The sequence below is a fragment of the Kitasatospora sp. NPDC086791 genome, assembly GCF_040685975.1.
GTDB lineage: Bacteria > Actinomycetota > Actinomycetes > Streptomycetales > Streptomycetaceae > Kitasatospora.
In genome coordinates, this window is the sequence record NZ_JBFBOC010000003.1 from 1 (window position 1) to 17651 (window position 17651).

The window sequence follows — 17651 nt, forward strand, 5'->3', positions numbered from 1 at the left end:
GTTGAAGCACACCTGCTCGAACTCCTCGGCATCGACGAAACCCGACCCCGCTGGCTGGAAACCTGAAACCCCACGTGCGAAGTCACCGGCTAGTCGTTCCCTCCGGGCGCGTTCTCGGGGAAGTGGCACGCCACCTGGTGGCCGGTCTTCAGCGCCACCAGCGGCGGCTCCTGGGTGGAGCAGACGTCCTGGGCCTTCCAGCAACGGGTGCGGAAGCGGCAGCCGCTGGGCGGGTTGATCGGGGAGGGCACGTCGCCGGTGAGCAGGATCCGCTCGCGGCCGGCGCGCTGGCGGCGGCGCGGGTCGGGGACGGGCACGGCGGACATCAGCGCGTTGGTGTACGGGTGCATCGGACTCGCGTAGAGGGAGTCGCGGTCGGCGATCTCGACGATCTTGCCGAGGTACATGACCGCGACCCGGTCCGAGACGTGCCGGACCACCGAGAGGTCGTGCGCGATGATCAGGTAGGTCAGGCCGAGCTCCTGCTGGAGGTCGTCCAGCAGGTTGACCACCTGGGCCTGGATGGAGACGTCCAGGGCGGAGACCGGCTCGTCCGCGACGATCATCTTCGGCCGGAGCGCGAGCGCCCGGGCGATGCCGATGCGCTGGCGCTGGCCGCCGGAGAACTCGTGCGGGTAGCGGTTGTAGTGCTCGGGGCTGAGCCCGCACAGTTCCAGCAGCTCCTGGACGGCCTTCTTGGTGCCGCCCTCGGGCTCCACCTTCTGCAGCCGGAACGGCGCGCCGACGATGGTGCCGACGGTGTGCCGCGGGTTGAGCGAGGAGTACGGGTCCTGGAAGATCATCTGGATGTCGCGGCGCAGCGGCCGCATCGCGCCGACGCCCAGGTGGGTGATGTCGGTGCCCTCGAACTCGACCTTCCCGCCGGTCGGTTCGTCGAGCCGGGTGACCAGTCGGCCCATCGTCGACTTGCCGCAGCCGGACTCGCCGACGACGCCGAGCGTCTCGCCCGCGTTGACGGTGAAGTCGATGCCGTCGACGGCCCGCACCGCGCCGGTCTGGCGCCGCAGCAGCCCGCCGCGGATCGGGAAGTGCCGGGTCAGGCCGGTCACCTTCAGCAGCGGCTCGCGGTCGGAGGCGGGTGCCGGCGACGGGATCGCCGCCGCCTGAGTGTCCGTCATCGGTTCTCTCCAGAAAGGTGGTACGAGGCCGGGCTCACAGCCGGGGCGCGATCTCTTCGGCGAAGATGCGGTGCCGCTCGTCGGCCGGCAGGTGGCAGGCCGCGAGGTGTCCGGGAATGGCCTCGGCCAGCACCGGGACCTCGCTCGTGGAGCGCCCGTCGGTCAGCGCCGCGTACGGGCAGCGCGGGTGGAAGGCGCAGCCGGTCGGCACGTTGATCAGGCTGGGCGGGGTGCCCTTGACCGGGACGAGCCGGTCCTGCAGCTCCCGGTCGAGGCGCGGCATCGAGCCCAACAGTCCCCAGGTGTAGGGGTGTTCGGGCGCGTCGAAGAGGGTTTCGGCCGGTCCGCGCTCGACGCACTTGCCGCCGTACATGACCAGGATGTCGTCGGCCAGTTCGGCGACCACCCCGAGGTCGTGGGTGATGATGATGACGGCGGAGCCGAACTCCTCCTGGAGGTCGCGGATGAGGTCCAGGATCTGCGCCTGGACGGTGACGTCCAGGGCGGTGGTGGGCTCGTCGGCGATCAGCAGCGAGGGGTCGTTGACCAGGGCCATGGCGATCATCGCGCGCTGGCGCATGCCGCCGGAGAACTGGTGCGGGTAGTCGTCCACCCGGCGGTCGGGCTGCGGGATGCCGACGCGGTCGAGCATCTCGATCGCGCGGGCCCGGGCCTGCCTCTTGCTCGCCTCGGGGTGGTGCACCCGGTAGGCCTCGACGATCTGCTGCCCCACCGTGTAGTAGGGGTGCATCGCGGTCAGCGGGTCCTGGAAGATCATCGCCAGTTCGCGGCCGCGCAGTTGGCGCACCCGGTCCGGGCCGGCCGCGACCAGGTCCTCGCCGTTCAGCAGGATCTCGCCGCTGATCCGGGCCCGCTTGGAGCGGTGCAGGCCCATGATGCCGAGCGAGGTGACGGACTTGCCGGAGCCGGACTCGCCGACGATGCCGAGGGTCCGCCCCTTGTGCAGGTCGAAGCTGACCCCGTCCACCGAGCGGACCAGGCCGTCGTCGGTGTCGAAGTGGATCCGCAGGTCGCGCACGGAGAGGAAGGGGTCCCCGGGCCGGTCCTGCCCGGCGGCGGCCGTGGTCTTCTGGAGGTCGGTCACGAGAGCCTCACGCGGGGGTCGACGAGGGCGTACAGGAGGTCGACCACGAGGTTGCAGGCGACGATGAAGAAGGCGGCGAGCAGGGTGACGCCGAGGATCTTGGGCAGGTCGTTGTCGGAGATCGCCTGGACGGCGAAGGCGCCGACGCCCTGGAGCGAGAAGACCTGCTCGGTGATCAGGGCACCGCCGAGGAGAAGGCCGAGGTCCATGCCGAAGATGGTGATGACGGGCGTCAGCGCGGCGCGCAGGCCGTGCCGGGTGACGACCTTGCGCTCGGCCAGGCCCTTGGCCCGGGCGGTGCGGATGTAGTCCTCGCTCATGGTCTCCAGCATTCCGGCGCGGGTGAGCCGGGCGTAGAGCGCGGAGTAGAGGAAGGCCAGCGAGATCCACGGGAGGATCAGGTTGCGGGCCCACATCAGCGGGTCGTCGCTGAAGTCGACGTACTGGAGGTTGTCCAGGATCGGCCACTCGTAGCTGAAGACGGTCAGCAGCAGCGCACCGGTGAAGAAGACCGGCAGCGAGACGCCGGCGAGGGAGATGCCCATGGCGATCCGGTCGAAGACCGAGCGCGGCTTGAGCGCGGAGACGATGCCGGTGGCGACGCCGGAGACCAGCCAGAGCACGGCCGCGCCGACGGCGAGCGAGAGGGTGATCGGGACGCGCTTGGTCAGCTCGGGCCAGACCTCCAGGTGGTTCTTGAAGGAGTAGCCGAAGCACGGTACGTGGCAGGTGACCGGGTCCGGGCCGAACTTGTACTCGGCGCCGCTGACCAGGCCCTTGATGAAGTTCCAGTACTGGGTGTACAGCGGCTGGTCGAACCCGAGGTTCTTCTTGACCGCGGCGATCGCGTCGGGGGACGGGTTCTTCCCGACGTACTGCGCGGCCAGCTGGTCGGCGGTCTCGCCGGCGATGCGCGGGAGCAGGAAGAAGATCGCGAAGGTGACCGCGCTGACGACCAGCAGCAGAACCACCGCTGCGAAGATCCTGCGGATGATGTAGGCAAACACAGTTGGGCGGCTCCGGCGGCCCGCCGCCGTCCGGGATCCTCCGGACGGCGGCGGGCGCCGCTGCCTTCACCTGCCTTCAGGGATGCGGAGCCAGGCTCTTTACTTGGTGGTGCCGATGTTCAGGTAGTCGTACTCACCCGAGAAGCCCGAGGTGGACACCAGGTTGGTGGCGTTGTCCGGGCGGTACAGGAAGACCTTGAAGTAGGTCAGCGGGACGTAGACCGCCTGGTCCATGATCTTCTTGTCGATGTCGCCGTAGATCTTCTCCCGGGCCGACTGGTCGGGGTTGACGATGGCGTCGTCGAGCAGCTTGTTGACGGTCGGGTCGTTCAGCTGGGCCAGGTTGCTGTTGCCGGAGGCCTTGATGGCACGGCCGTCGGCGATCTGCTGCAGGAAGCCGTAGCCGGTCGGCCAGTCGGCGCTCCACTGCATCATCATCAGACCGATGTTGTGGTCCTGGGTGAACTGCGGGACACCGGCGGCGTCCGAGAAGTACTTGCCCTGCGCGTACTTCTGGATCTCGACGTTGATGTTGACCTTCTTCAGCGCCGCCTGGATCGCGGTCGCCGCCTGGACCTCCGGGTCGCGCTCGGTGCGGGCGGTGATCACCGTGCTGAAGCCGTCGGGCTTGCCGCAGGCCTTGAGGGCGTCCTTGGCCTTGGCCTCGTCACCCTTGTTGCCGGCGGTCTCCCAGGTGTTGAAGTCCTGGTGGCCCGCGACGTCCGGCGGGAGCACGGTGTTGGCGATCTGGCCGCGGATCGGGCCGCCGAGCGTGGTCTGCACCGAGACCTTGTCGATCGCGTACTGGACGGCCTTGCGGCACTCGACGTTGTCGAACGGCGCGACCTTGGAGTTGATCGCGAGGTAGGCCAGCCGGCCGCCGAAGGCGTTGTCGGTGTTCGCCTTGAGCTTCTGGTTCTGCAGGATCTGCGCCTGGGTCTGCGGGTCGACACCGCTGCCGACCAGGTCCACCTGGGCGTTGCCGGCGATCAGGTCCTTGTCGATGGTGGACTGCTCCATGCCCATCCGGACCACGATCTTGTCCGCGAGCTGCTTGCGGATCGGGTCGGTGCTCGGGTCCCAGTTGGTGTTCGGCACCAGCGTGAGCTGCTTGCCGTCCTCGTAGGACTCGAACTTGTAGGAGCCCGAGGCGGCCACGTGCTTCACGTAGCCGGCGCCGTCGTCCTTGGCCTGCGGGACCGGAACCGTCTGCGGGGCGCTGACCAGGTAGTCGAAGTCCGCGAACGGCTGCTTCAGGTGGAAGACGATGGTCTGGTCGTCCGGCGTCTCGATCGAGTTCAGGCCGCCGGTCTTGTCCTTGTACGGGCCCGCGTACGGCGTGGCGTTGTCGGCCAGCAGGTCGTGGAAGTAGGTCGGGCCGTTGGAGTTCACGTCCGGCGCGAAGTTGGAGCGCTCGACGGCGTACTTGACGTCCTTCGAGCTGATCGGGGTGCCGTCGTCGTACTTCAGGCCCGCGCGCAGCTTGTACGTCCAGGACAGGCCGTCCGCGCTGACCTTGCCCAGGCTCTCGGCGAGGTCCGGGACCAGCTTGTCGCCCTGCGCGCCGGGGCCCGGGGCGAAGGTCGTCAGCGGACGCCCGTACAGGCGCGAGAAGTTGTAGATGTAGGCGTAGTACGTGTTGCCCGGGTCGAAGGAGTCCGGGGTGCCCTTCATCTCGTAGGTGACCGTCCCGCCCTTCTTGTCCGAGACGTTGACGATGCCCTTGGTGGCGGCGTCGGCACCTCCGCCACCGGCACTGCCGCTGGCGGAGGAGGAGGCGGAGCCCTTGCTGCCGGACGAGCAGCCGGTCACGATCAGGACCGCGGCGGCGGCGGCCGCGGTCAGCGCGACGGTACGGGACCTACGCATGGGTGAGATCAACCCCTTGAGGATGTTGAGGGAGAAGGGTTCTGACGCGACGTCAGTTGTTCTTGGGATCGAGGGCGTCACGCAGCCCGTCGCCGAGCAGGTTGAAGGCGAGCACGGTGAGGAAGATCGCCAGTCCCGGAACCACCATGTACTGGGGGTCCACCTGGTAGTACTTGATCGCGTCCTGGAGGATTCCGCCCCAGGAGGCCTGCGGCGGCTGGATTCCGACGCCGAGGAAGCTGAGGCCGGCCTCGAAGAGGATGTTGGTCGGGATCAGCAGGGTCGAGTAGACCAGGATCGGACCGACCAGGTTCGGCAGCAGTTCCTTGAACAGGATGAACGGGCCGCGGGCGCCCAGGCTGCGGGCCGCGTGGACGAACTCCCGCTCGCGCAGCGACAGCGTCTGTCCGCGCACGATCCGGCCCATGTAGGGCCAGTTGAAGAAGCCGATCACGAAGATCAGCACCATGATGTGCAGCGGGAGGCCGTGCAGGCCGAACGCGCCGCCCTGCAGCGAGGTCGAGATCGCGATGGCGAAGAGCAGCAGCGGGAAGGCGAGGAAGACGTCCATGATGCGGCTGATCAGGGTGTCCACCCAGCCGCCGTAGTAACCGGCCATCACGCCGAGCACGGTGCCGATCGTGTTGGACAGCAGGGTCGCGCCGAAGGCGACCAGCAGCGAGACCCAGGAGCCCTCGATCACCCGGGCGAGCAGGTCGCGGCCCTGGAGCGGGTCGACGCCGAGCGGGTGGTCCCAGCTCATCCCGCCCCAGTCACCGAGCGGGATGCCGCCCAGGTTGGCGTCGAGCAGGTCCTGGTTCAGGGCGTCCGGGGCGAGGCCGAACACCGACTCGATCGGCTTGGCCAGCACGGCGAGCAGGATCAGCAGGATCACCACGACGCCGCCGGCGACGGCGGCCTTGTCCCGCTTGAAGCGGGTCCAGGCGATCTGACCGAGGGAGCGGCCCTCGATCTTCTTGGCCGGGCTCTCGGTGGCGGGTGCCTCCGGCTCGTGCCCGGCGGTGGTCACGGATGCGGTCATGGTCAGTTGGTCCCCTCGCCGACGGTGGCCGGCCCACGGGTGCCGGTCGCCGGCTTCGGCGGTGCGGCTGCGGACGTGCGAAAGGTGCTAGCAGGAGCGGGTGTTCGCGGCAGTGCGTCGTGCACAGGCACTGCCACACGCGGGATGGGCGTCGCGTGGACGAGCGGGTCGGCGTGCGCGCTCACCTTTGTGGGGTTCCAGTACGCGCGGTGCGTTGCGCAGAACTCTCTGCCATCCGAACTGGCTTACGCCAGACCTGACAACCGACAGATGCCCAACTGTGATCTGCAGGCATGCACCTCAACGGTCTGCGGCATATCCCTCTTCACCCGGCTGTAACAGGCATGCCAAGGCGCCCCGACACCGGGCTCGGAAATGCGCCCGGAAAGCATCGAAGCCGACTTGACGGACAATCAAGTCGGCTTCGCGGTGGAGATTTCGGCAAGAAAAGGCCGAGAAACGGTCGAGGAACGGCCGGGAAACGGCGGCGGCGGCAGTCAGCGCCCGGGGTAGCCCGGCCACGGCCGCTGGGGCTGCTGCTGCCAGGCCGGCGCGGACGGCTGCGCGCCGTACGCCCACCCCGGCGCCGCCTGCTGCCCGGGCATCGCCGGTCCCGGGTACCCGGGCGGTGGCACCGGCGGGTACGGGCCGGTCGCCGGACGGCCGGCCTCCCGGTCGAAGAACGGCCGCGCGTTGGCGCGCATCCACAGCGCCACCGGGTCGTACTCGTCCGACATCGCCACCGTGGACACCGCGAGCCCCTCCGGGGCCACCGCGATCGCCCGCTGCATCAGCGCGCGCACCGCCTCCACCGCCGGCGGCGAACTCTCGTACAGGTCCAGGCCGATCGCCAGGTACGGCTCCCCCACCGCCGGCTGCACCCAGGCCCGGCGCAGCGCCCGGACGGCGCGCACCTCGCCGGCCTGCCGCTCCAGCAGCGCGAAGAACTGCTGGGCGTTCAGCTGCGGCTCGCTCAGCTTCAGCGGCCCGGCCGGCAACCGCTCCAGGCCCGCGGCGATCCGCCGCAGGTCGGCCCAGGGCACGCCGACACCGCCGCCGGGCGCGTGCGGGTTGAGCCACAGGCCCCAGCGGGTGCGGTACAGCGAAGCGGCGATCTCCGGGCCGGAGATGACCTCGTGGGCCCGCGCCCAGCCGGAGGCGGCCAGCTGCTCGGGCGAGGTGACGGCCGGCGCGTAGCCGTGGCCGCTGATCTCCATGTTCCCGTACTGCGCGTCCGGGCTGCCCGGCGTGCCGTGCCAGAGCAGCATCCAGACCCGGCCGTCCGCCAGTGCGTGCAGCAGTCGCTCGTACGCGTCGTAACGCTCCGGCGCGACCTCGCGCAGGGCGCGCTCCAACACGCCGGGATCCGCTCCCGGGCGCCCGGCCGGTGCCTGGCCCCAGGGCCCCGGCACCCCGCCCGCTCCCGTTCCCGCACTCATGCGCCCACCTCGCCGCGCCTCTTTCCTCGAACCCGCCGGCCCGTCAGCCGTCTGCACGCACCCTATGGGGCGGCACCGGCCACCGCCACGGCGACGTGCCTTTGATACGAACCCCGCTCACATCCGTGTGTAGAAGGGCATGACCCGGGTGAGCAGCCACTCGACCACCGGGTCGTCGGCGAGGTCGAGCAGTACGAGGTGGACGCCGCCCGGCAGCGGCGCGGTTCCCAGCGCCCGGCCGAGCGCGTCGTTCACCGCGGCCGGGTCGGCCGGGGCCGCCGGATCCAGCTGGACGCCCACGAACATCACGGTCGGCTCGCCCTCGATGCTGGCCAGCGCCCTGCGGGCGGTCGACACCCCGGGCAGGAGCGACAGTTCGGCCCGGCAGGCGGCCAGGAAGTGCTCCGGGTCCTCACCCGGCACCGGCTCGCGCAGCGCGACCCGGCCGCCGGTCGGCGCCGGGTCCTCGGCGCCCTCCCAGCGGTCCTCGCGCGGACCGCGGCGCAGCTCGGCCACGCCCTGCGGCGGCACCGGGATGCCCACCGCCGCCTCCGGGTTGACCGCGATCCCCACGCCCAGCGGCAGTCCGCGGGCGAACTCCCAGACCGGCGCGATCGCGAAGGCCATCCCCGGCGCCTGCTGCAGGAACACCTCCTGCGAGGAGAACACCGGCACGTACGGGTCGCCGCCCAGCTCGATGGTCGGCAGGTCCAGCGACTGCCCCTGCGGGTCGGCCCCCGCGGGCAGCGGCACCCACACCTGGCTGCGGGCCAGCACCTCGATCACCCGCGGCGTCGCGCCCGGGTCGCCCAGGGCCGCGGTCAGCACCTGCTCCAGTTCGTTGGCCGGCCAGGTACCGCCCGCCGGCGCGCCCTCAGGACCGCCCCACCCCTGCTGCTGCTCCACCGGGTACCCCATGCGCCGCCGATTCCGCCCTCTGCCGGTCGGCCGCCCTCTGCTGCGCCGACGCGGAGCAGTCTAGGGCCCGCCGGTCACCCGGGCCCCGTGCCCGGCGGGGGCGGGACCGGGGCGCGGGTCCGGGCGGCTCCGGGCGACCGGTCCCCTCCACCGTGCGGGCCGACCGCCCGGCCCCGCCGCACGACCGGCCCCGCCCTCCCCGCACGACCGGATCCGTCCTCCCCGTGTGACCGGGTCCCCCCTCCCTTCCTCGCCCGGGACGTGCCATGATGTCCGCGTCCGACGGCATGCGCCGCGGGCCCCACAACTCCATACCGGCCGCTCGAACCCGCGCGGGAGAGCCCGGAGTGCCGCAGCAGCGGTACGGCCGGCGCCGAAGGAGCAAGTCCTCCCCGGAATCTCTCAGGCCCCCCTACCGCACGGGTTAGGCACATCTGGAAAGCGGCGCACGGCCCTGTCGTACGCCCACCCACGGTGCAAGCCGCCATGCTGTCCCGCAAGCTGGAAACAGCTGCGGGCCGGCGTGCGGTGAAGCTCTCAGGTTCGACGACAGATGGGGAGACCCACGCCGCCGCATGCCCGCGCGCAGGGTCGGTCCCGAGCGGGTCCGGTCCGGTGCGTGCACCCCTGAGTGCCCCGACCGAGGAGTTCCTGGCCATGTCGTCCCTCCGCCTGACCGCGCTCGACGCGCTGCACCGCGCCCTCGGCGCGACCATGACCGACTTCGCCGGCTGGGACATGCCGCTGCGCTACGGCAGCGAGCGCGAGGAGCACCTCGCCGTCCGCACCAAGGCCGGCCTGTTCGACCTCTCCCACATGGGCGAGATCACCGTCACCGGCCCGCAGGCCGGCGAGATGCTGGACCACGCGCTGGTCGGCTTCGTCTCCGCGCTGGGCGTGCTGCGCGCCCGCTACACCATGATCTGCGCCGAGGACGGCGGCATCCTGGACGACCTGATCGTCTACCGCCTGCGCGAGGACGCCTTCCTGGTCGTCGCCAACGCCTCCAACGCCCAGCTGGTCCTGGACGAGCTGATCGCCCGCGCCAAGGGCTTCGACGCCGTCGTCACCGACGACCGCGACACCTACGCCCTGATCGCCGTCCAGGGCCCGGAGTCCACCGCGATCCTGGCCGGGACCACCGACGCCGACCTGCCCGGCCTGAAGTACTACGCGATCCTCCCGGCCCGGGTGGCCGGCCGTGACGTGCTGCTGGCCCGCACCGGCTACACCGGCGAGGACGGCTTCGAGATCTTCTGCCACCCGGTCGACGCCGAGGGGATCTGGCAGGCGCTGACCACCGCCGGCGAGGGTCGCGGCCTGGTCCCGTGCGGCCTGTCCTGCCGCGACACGCTGCGCCTGGAGGCGGGCATGCCGCTGTACGGGCACGAGCTGTCCACCGACCTCACCCCGTTCGACGCGGGCCTGGGCCGGGTCGTCCGCTTCGACAAGACCACCAACGAGGGCGCCTTCACCGGCCGCAAGGCGCTGGAGCAGGCCGCCGCCGCGGCCGAGGCCAACCCGCCGCGGGTGCTGGTCGGCCTGGTCTCCGACGGCAAGCGCGTGCCGCGCGCCGAGTACACCGTGGTCTCCGCCGACGGCGACCCGATCGGCCGGATCACCTCCGGCGCGCCGTCCCCGACGCTGGGGCAGCCGATCGCGATGGCCTACGTCGACGCGGCCCACGCCACCCCCGGCAGCACCGTCGCGGTGGACGTGCGCGGCAAGCACGAGCCGGTCCGGGTCGTGGCGCTGCCGTTCTACAAGCGCGCCCGCTGAGCGCCCCCACCGCCCCCGCCTCCTCCCATACCCGCACGTCGAAGCCGTCCGTCCGGCGGCCCGCTTCGTCGTACCCGCTTCCCATCCTGGAGAATGACGCCATGAGCAACCCCGAGCACCTGAAGTACACCGAAGAGCACGAGTGGCTGACCGACGCCGAGGACGGTGTCTCCACCATCGGCATCACCCAGCACGCCGCCGACGCCCTCGGTGACATCGTCTACGTGCAGCTGCCCGAGGTCGGCGACGAGGTGACCGCCGGCGAGACCTGCGGCGAGCTGGAGTCCACCAAGTCGGTCAGCGACCTGTACTCCCCGGTGACCGGCGAGGTCACCGAGGTCAACCAGGACGTCCTGGACGACAACGGCCTGGTCAACAGCGCCCCGTTCGAGGGCGGCTGGCTGTTCAAGGTGCGCGTCGCGTCCACCGGCAAGCTGCTCACCGCGGACGAGTACAACGCCTTCATCAAGGCCTGACCCGCTCGTGACGGGCGGGCCGCGGCACTGCGGTCCGCCCCCGCCGCCCGCCCGTCGCCCGCCCCACCCTTCCGAGGGCGCGCTCCGCGCGGCACCCCTTGATCCTCCTCCACCAGGGAAGACCACACCATGACGGTTCTCAACCAGTCCCTGCACGCCCTCGACCCGGAGATCGCCGCCGCGGTCGACGCCGAGCTGCACCGCCAGCAGACCACCCTGGAGATGATCGCCTCCGAGAACTTCGCCCCGGTGGCGGTCATGGAGGCCCAGGGCTCGGTGCTCACCAACAAGTACGCCGAGGGCTACCCCGGCCGCCGCTACTACGGCGGCTGCGAGCACGTCGACGTGGTCGAGCAGATCGCGATCGACCGCATCAAGGCCCTGTTCGGCGCCGAGCACGCCAACGTCCAGCCGCACTCCGGCGCGCAGGCCAACGCCGCCGCGATGTTCGCGCTGATCCAGCCGGGCGACACCATCCTGGGCCTGAACCTGGCCCACGGCGGTCACCTGACCCACGGCATGAAGATCAACTTCTCCGGCAAGCTCTACAACGTGGTCGCGTACCACGTGGACGAGAAGACCGGCCAGGTCGACATGGCCGAGGTCGAGCGCCTCGCCAAGGAGCACCAGCCGAAGCTGATCATCGCGGGCTGGTCCGCCTACCCGCGCCAGCTGGACTTCGCCGAGTTCCGCCGGGTCGCCGACGAGGTCGGCGCGCTGCTCATGGTGGACATGGCGCACTTCGCCGGCCTGGTGGCCGCCGGGCTGCACCCGAACCCGGTGCCCTACGCGGACGTGGTCACCACCACCACCCACAAGACCCTGGGCGGCCCGCGCGGCGGCGTCATCCTGTCCAAGGCCGAGTACGCCAAGAAGATCAACTCCGCGGTCTTCCCCGGCCAGCAGGGCGGCCCGCTGGAGCACGTGATCGCCGGCAAGGCGGTCGCCTTCAAGATCGCGGCCTCGGAGGAGTTCAAGGAGCGCCAGCAGCGCACCCTGGAGGGCGCGCGGATCCTGGCCGAGCGCCTGCTGCAGGCCGACGTCGCCGAGGCCGGCGCGTCCGTCCTGTCCGGCGGCACCGACGTCCACCTGGTCCTGGTCGACCTGCGCAACAGCCAGCTCGACGGCCAGCAGGCCGAGGACCGGCTGCACGAGGTCGGCATCACCGTCAACCGCAACGCCATCCCGAACGACCCGCGCCCGCCGATGGTCACCTCGGGCCTGCGCATCGGCACCCCGGCCCTGGCCACCCGCGGCTTCGGCGCCGAGGACTTCCGCGAGGTCGCCGACATCATCGCCGAGGCGCTCAAGCCCGCCTTCGACGAGACCGTCGCCGGCGCGCTGAAGGCCCGCGTCACCGCGCTGGCCGAGAAGTACCCGCTGTACCCGAACCTGGCCAACCAGGAGTAGGTGCCCGGCGAGCAGGTGACCCGTCGGTAGAGCCACCAGCCGGTCAGTGACCGGCCGGCAGGTGATCGGGCTCACCCCTCCCGCGTACGTGGCGCCCCGGGGCACCCCGCACACTGGACAGTGCGGGGTGCCCCGTGCTGTGCCCCCCTGCCAGCAAGTCCTTCCACGAGACCAGACAAGGACGTCCCCCGTGGCCATCAGCGTCTTCGACCTCTTCTCCATCGGCATCGGCCCGTCGAGCTCCCACACCGTGGGCCCGATGCGCGCCGCCCGGATGTTCGCCCGCCGCCTGCGGACCGAAGGCCTGCTGACCCAGGTGACCGGCGTGCGCGCCGAGCTGTACGGCTCCCTGGGCGCCACCGGCCACGGCCACGGCACGCCCAAGGCCGTCCTGCTGGGTCTGGAGAACCACTCCCCGCGCACGGTCGACGTCGACCAGGCCGACAAGGACGTCGAGCGGATCACCGCCGAGAAGAAGATCAACCTGCTCGGCGAGCACACCATCGACTTCGACCCGGCCGACCAGCTGGTCCTGCACCGCCGCCGCTCGCTGCCGTACCACGCCAACGGCATGACCCTCTGGGCGTTCGCGGCGGACGGCTCCACGCTGCTGGAGAAGACCTACTACTCGGTCGGCGGCGGCTTCGTCGTCGACGAGGACGCGATCGGCGCCGACCGGGTCAAGCCCGACGACACCGCGCTGCGCTACCCCTTCCGCACCGGCGAGGAGCTGCTGCGGCTCACCCGCGAGACCGGGCTGTCCATCTCCGGCCTGATGCTGGAGAACGAGAAGGCCTGGCGCAGCGAGGAGGAGATCCGCACCGGGCTGCTGGAGATCTGGTCCGTGATGCAGGAGTGCGTGCGGGCCGGCATGACCCGCGAGGGCATCCTGCCGGGCGGCCTCAAGGTCCGCCGCCGGGCCGCCGCGGCGGCGCGGACGCTGCGCGCCGAGGGCATCGGCCCGGCCAACGCGATGGAGTGGGTGACCCTCTACGCGATGGCGGTCAACGAGGAGAACGCCTCCGGCCGCCGGGTGGTCACCGCCCCGACCAACGGCGCCGCGGGCATCATCCCGGCCGTACTGCACTACTACCTGAACTTCATCCCGGGCGCCGACGACGACGGCATCGTCCGCTTCCTGCTCGCGGCCGGCGCCATCGGCATGCTGTTCAAGGAGAACGCCTCCATCTCCGGCGCCGAGGTCGGCTGCCAGGGCGAGGTCGGCTCCGCCTGCTCGATGGCCGCGGGCGGCCTCGCCGAGGTCCTCGGCGGCACCCCCGAGCAGGTCGAGAACGCCGCCGAGATCGGCATCGAGCACAACCTCGGCCTCACCTGCGACCCGGTCGGCGGCCTGGTCCAGATCCCCTGCATCGAGCGCAACGGCATGGCGTCGGTCAAGGCCGTCACCGCGGCCCGGATGGCGCTGCGCGGCGACGGCCGGCACCACGTCTCGCTGGACAAGGCGATCAAGACGATGAAGGAGACCGGCGCCGACATGAAGATCAAGTACAAGGAGACCTCGCGCGGCGGCCTCGCCGTGAACGTCATCGAGTGCTGATCCGCGTACCGGTCCGCGGGCTGCTCGGGAGCTGATTCGAGCGCTCGGCGAGTACCGGACCCGCGGCGCGCCGACACCGCGCACCGGCCCCCGGCCCCCGGCCCCCGGCCCCCGGGCGGAGCCTTCCTCCGCCCGGGGGTCCGTGCGTCCCCGCAGGCTGACGAGCCGTCAACAGGTCATCGTTCCGGTCCGGTTGGCACACTCCGACGGCGGTCGGGCAGCGCGAGGCAGGCCAGTGCGCCCGCCAGGACGGCGAGGCCGCACCAGGAGACCGCGGGCAGCCGCTCCCCCAGCGCCACCACGCCCAGCACGGCGGCGACGGCGGGCTCGGCCAGGGTCAGCGTGGTGGCGGTCTGCGCGGTGGCGTGCCGCAGGCCGTGGCCGAACAGCCGGTACGCGAGGTAGGTGGTGACCACGGCGAGGTGCAGCACGACCCCGGCGCCGCGCACCGAGAGCAGCCGGCCCAGCGGGCCGAGGAGCAGCACCGGCAGCACCAGCAGCGCCGCTCCGCCGAACATCGCCCCCATCACCCCGGCGGACGGGCGCCCCGCCGCGATCAGCCGCCCGCCGATCAGCGAGTACCCGGCGTACGAGAGCCCGGAGAGCGCCGCCAGCAGCACCCCGAGGGCGTCCACCGACCGACCGCCGCCGGAGAGTTCGGGCCCCAGCACCAGCACCGCGCACCCGAGCACGGCCGACGCGGTGGCCACCGCCCACCGGCCGCTCGGCCGGCCCTGCCGGGTGAGCCACCCGAGCAGCCCGGTGAAGACCGGCGCGCTGCCCAGCGCGATCACCGTCGCCACCGCCACCCCGGTCCGGCCCACCGCCGGGTAGAAGGTGAGCGGGTAGCCCGTCACCGCGACCGCGCCGAGTGCGAGCAGCCGGCGCTCGCGCGGCCCGCAGATCCGGGGCAACTCCCGGGCGGAGCGGTCGGACAGGAACAGCAGCAGTCCGCCGAGCACCAGACCGGCGGCCCCGACCGCGGCCGCCGGGGTGCCCGCGGGCACCAGCGAAGCAGCGGTCCCGGTGGTGCCCCAGAGCAGCGCCGCCGCCAGGATCGGCACCGGCCCGCCGAGCGCGTGGGTGCGCCGGGCCGGGCGGTTCGGGCGGACCGGGGGGTTCGGGCGGGAGGAGCGGGTCGAGCGCGCAGGCTCGGACAAACGATTCGGCACAGTCGTGAACTTCCGTCGTCGAAGACCGTCAGGAGAACTGCTCCGAGAACGGGCGCACACCACCGCCCCGCGGCACCTCAGCGGGCCGGACCGGGGGGTTCAGGAATCAAGCCACCGACATGTGCGCCCGGTCAGGCGCTGAGGGGCGGCAGCACGACGTGCCAGTACGAATTCACGTCCCCGATGCTACCCGGACACCCCTCGGGCAATTCCGGGAAAGCCAGACAGGGCTCGCGATCATGAATATTCACAGGCCGCGACGTTAACCTATGCAAAATCCAAAGGTGGACTACGTTGCAAGCCTTGGATTCCCAGTCGCCCAGTTTGCCCACATGTTGAGATCCATGCGATAGTCGGTACTGCCCGACGGCGAGCGGAGAACACGCCGCCCCGGGCACGAGACTTCGGCGGGCCCGACCTGGCACTGCCGACGCCCATCGCGCGGCACGCACCCCCTTGGCCGGCGCGATGACTTGCAGGGGCCCCCATCCGCCGGACCACGGCGACTTCGGGGGCCCCGCGTGTTTTCCCGGGCCGGACGGCCGGAACAGCCCGCCCGGCGCCACTCGGTACGACTCGGCACGACTCACGTACCGCTCAGTGCCGCTCGCGCACCTTGAGCTCGAACCAGACCCCCTTGCCCCGCGGCAGCAGGTCCGCACCCCAGCGGTCGGAGAGGTCGTCGACCACCTTCAGCCCGCGCCCCCGCTCGTTCACCGGCCTGGGCTCGGCCAGGATCATGCAGGGCAGCGCCCGGGAGGAGTCGCGGACCTCGATCCGCAGCCAGCCCGGCTTGCGGCTGACGTGCAGACCGATGGTGCGCCCGGCGGCGTGCCGCACCGCGTTGGCCACCAGCTCGCTGGTGAGCAACTCGCCCGCCTCCAGGTGCTGGTGGAGCTCCCAGGACTCCAGGACGGAGAGCACCAGCCGACGGGCCACCGGGCCCGACTCCGGCCGGGACGGCAGCCGTACCTCGCTCGGCGCGGACTGATCGCACAGCCTGCCGGAATACATCTCCTCCAGCTCCTCGGAGCTGAGCCGTTCCAGCGCCGAGAGCGCCCCCTGGACGTCGATCCAGGATGCCTCGGCGACCGTGCCGACCCTTGGAACCGATGACTGATCTGTTTCGCCCCAACCCGCCATGCGGACCATCATTGCGGAACGCAAGCGGCCGCGTACGGACAATGAGCAAACGATCTCTCCCGAGTCGGCATATGCCGGATGCAAGCCGGGGCCGACTCGAACCGACGTCCGTCAAGCCCGAGTCGACCCCGACCCCGCCCTACCGGGCGCCCGCGCGACCGCCGACTACCAGGAGGCCCACGGCAGGTTCCAGCCACTCAGCCCGTTCGACGGGTCGAGCGTCTCCTTCTTGATCGAGTTCTTCACGACCACCACGTCCCCGACCATCGAGCCGGCGTAGAACGTGCCCATCGAGGTGGAGTCCCCGCCGCCCTTGACGTCCTTGAGCCCCACGCAGCCGTGGCTGACGTTGTCCTCGCCGAAGGAGTTGCTCCAGTAGTTGCCGTGCACGTACGTGCCGCTGTCGGTGAGCCGGATCGAGTGCGGCACCTGCAGGTCGTACGGGGCGCCGGTCATCCCGGGCAGGGTGCTGGACTGCATCCGCACCACGCCCTCCTTGGCCATCACGACCATCGTGCCGTTCCAGGTCGCGTGCTCGGGCGAGCCGGCGGTGATGTCGATGTCGCTCGACCGCCCGGCCGTGACGACCGTCATCCGGTGCTCGGCGGCGTCAACCGTCGAGATCTGGGATCGCCCGATCGTGAAGGGCTCGTCGCGGTCCCCGCCGTACACCCCGGGGGCGATCTCGACGCTCTTGAGGCGGTAGTGCACCACGACCTTGGTGCCGGGCGCCCAGTACTGCTCCGGACGGAAGTCCAGCCGGCGGTCCCCGAACCAGTGGCCCTTCACCACGGTGCCGTTGCTGGTCTCGAAGGTGATGCCCTTGGCGACCTCGTCCCGGTTCTTGACGTCCTTGCTGAAGTTCACCGAGACGATCATGCCGACGCCGTAGGTGGCGTTGTCGTCCACGTTGTCCGAGGCCTTGGCGAGCGCCGTCGGGGTCAGCGTGGTGAAGCTGCTGTCCGCCGTGGCGACCACGCCGTCGGCGTCCGCGGCCATCGCGCTGACCTGGTAGGCGGTGCCCACCGCCAGGGCGGCCGACGGCGTCCAGGAGGAGCCGTCGGCGGCGATGGTGCCGGGCACCTCCGTCCCGGTCCGGTCACTCACCTTGACGGTGGTGAGCTTGCCGCCGGTCGCGCCGATCCTCAGCGCGTTCGGCGCCACGTCCACCGAGCCGGCCTTGGGCTCGATGCTCACCGCGGCCTTCGAGACCTTCGGCGTCGAACCGGCCGACGCCGCCGCGGGCTTGGCGGCACCGGCACCGGCCCCCAGGTCGGCCTTGGCCGCGCTGCCACCCCCGGCGCCCCCGCCGCAGGCGGCCGTCAGCGCCATCGCCCCGCCGACCAGACCGGCGGCCACCACTGTGCGTATCGACCTCACTGTCGATTCCTCCCTCGGAAATCCCCGAACTCCCCGAACTCCCCGTACTCCGCGTACTCCCCGTACTTCCGTGGATCCGCGACGGACCTGCGACGGACCCGGCCGGGCGTACGCACCCGGCCATCGGAAAGGTTGCGCCATGCGCGGGGCGGTGCGCCCCGGAAACCGGAGCGGCCCGACCCCAACGGGTGAGGATCGGACCGCTCCTGAGAAC

At 71.3% G+C, this 17651-nt stretch carries 14 protein-coding genes and 1 riboswitch; of the genes, 4 read left to right on the top strand and 10 right to left on the bottom strand.

Annotated elements, in window-relative coordinates:
• Nucleotides 1-89: 89 nt before the first annotated feature.
• The 7 genes from AB0Q99_RS07080 to AB0Q99_RS07110 all read right to left on the bottom strand — a co-directional run bounded on the left by AB0Q99_RS07080 (nt 90) and on the right by AB0Q99_RS07110 (nt 8519).
• Nucleotides 90-1139, bottom strand: a complete 1050-nt coding sequence (locus tag AB0Q99_RS07080; protein ID WP_363569295.1) for a dipeptide ABC transporter ATP-binding protein — start codon at nt 1137-1139, stop codon at nt 90-92.
• A 34-nt stretch (nt 1140-1173) separates the two neighbouring features.
• A complete protein-coding gene (locus tag AB0Q99_RS07085) occupies nt 1174-2244 on the bottom strand; it encodes an ABC transporter ATP-binding protein (protein ID WP_363569296.1) in 1071 nt (356 codons plus the stop codon).
• Entirely contained in the window at nt 2241-3251 is a 1011-nt protein-coding gene (locus AB0Q99_RS07090) for an ABC transporter permease (protein ID WP_363569297.1), read from the bottom strand. Before AB0Q99_RS07090 ends, AB0Q99_RS07085 begins: the two co-directional genes overlap by 4 nt.
• 99 nt (nt 3252-3350) lie before the next feature.
• Complete coding sequence (locus AB0Q99_RS07095; RefSeq protein WP_363569298.1) at nt 3351-5120, bottom strand: ABC transporter substrate-binding protein; 1770 nt, start codon at nt 5118-5120, stop codon at nt 3351-3353.
• A gap of 52 nt (nt 5121-5172) precedes the next feature.
• Nucleotides 5173-6162, bottom strand: coding sequence for an ABC transporter permease (locus tag AB0Q99_RS07100; RefSeq protein ID WP_363569299.1), 990 nt, complete (start codon nt 6160-6162; stop codon nt 5173-5175).
• Nucleotides 6163-6659: 497 nt separating this feature from the next.
• The gene (locus AB0Q99_RS07105) at nt 6660-7601 is read right to left on the bottom strand and encodes an enhanced serine sensitivity protein SseB C-terminal domain-containing protein (RefSeq protein WP_363569300.1); all 942 of its coding nucleotides are present in this window, start codon (nt 7599-7601) and stop codon (nt 6660-6662) included.
• Between the two features lie 117 nt (nt 7602-7718).
• A complete protein-coding gene (locus AB0Q99_RS07110) occupies nt 7719-8519 on the bottom strand; it encodes an enhanced serine sensitivity protein SseB C-terminal domain-containing protein (RefSeq protein ID WP_363569301.1) in 801 nt (266 codons plus the stop codon).
• Nucleotides 8520-8842: 323 nt separating this feature from the next.
• Nucleotides 8843-8947, top strand: a riboswitch (glycine riboswitch).
• A 229-nt stretch (nt 8948-9176) separates the two neighbouring features.
• Between AB0Q99_RS07110 and gcvT the strand changes: the two genes are divergently transcribed.
• The 4 genes from gcvT (at nt 9177) to AB0Q99_RS07130 (ending at nt 13742) form a co-directional block, all read left to right on the top strand.
• Nucleotides 9177-10298 (top strand): glycine cleavage system aminomethyltransferase GcvT, encoded by a 1122-nt coding sequence (gene gcvT / locus AB0Q99_RS07115; RefSeq protein ID WP_363569302.1) that lies wholly within the window; start codon nt 9177-9179, stop codon nt 10296-10298.
• Nucleotides 10299-10399: 101 nt separating this feature from the next.
• On the top strand, nt 10400-10774 hold the full coding sequence (gcvH, locus tag AB0Q99_RS07120; RefSeq protein WP_363569303.1) for a glycine cleavage system protein GcvH: 375 nt from the start codon (nt 10400-10402) through the stop codon (nt 10772-10774).
• Nucleotides 10775-10903: 129 nt separating this feature from the next.
• Entirely contained in the window at nt 10904-12184 is a 1281-nt protein-coding gene (gene glyA, locus AB0Q99_RS07125) for a serine hydroxymethyltransferase (protein WP_363569304.1), read from the top strand.
• A gap of 190 nt (nt 12185-12374) precedes the next feature.
• On the top strand, nt 12375-13742 hold the full coding sequence (locus AB0Q99_RS07130) for an L-serine ammonia-lyase (protein ID WP_363569305.1): 1368 nt from the start codon (nt 12375-12377) through the stop codon (nt 13740-13742).
• 176 nt (nt 13743-13918) lie between these two features.
• Here AB0Q99_RS07130 and AB0Q99_RS07135 read toward each other — a convergent pair whose 3' ends face one another.
• The 3 genes from AB0Q99_RS07135 to AB0Q99_RS07145 form a co-directional block, all read right to left on the bottom strand.
• Complete coding sequence (locus tag AB0Q99_RS07135; protein WP_363569306.1) at nt 13919-14902, bottom strand: EamA family transporter; 984 nt, start codon at nt 14900-14902, stop codon at nt 13919-13921.
• A 609-nt stretch (nt 14903-15511) separates the two neighbouring features.
• On the bottom strand, nt 15512-16057 hold the full coding sequence (locus tag AB0Q99_RS07140; protein ID WP_363569307.1) for an ATP-binding protein: 546 nt from the start codon (nt 16055-16057) through the stop codon (nt 15512-15514).
• Between the two features lie 165 nt (nt 16058-16222).
• Entirely contained in the window at nt 16223-17437 is a 1215-nt protein-coding gene (locus tag AB0Q99_RS07145) for an Ig-like domain-containing protein (RefSeq protein WP_363569308.1), read from the bottom strand.
• Nucleotides 17438-17651 lie beyond the last annotated feature (214 nt).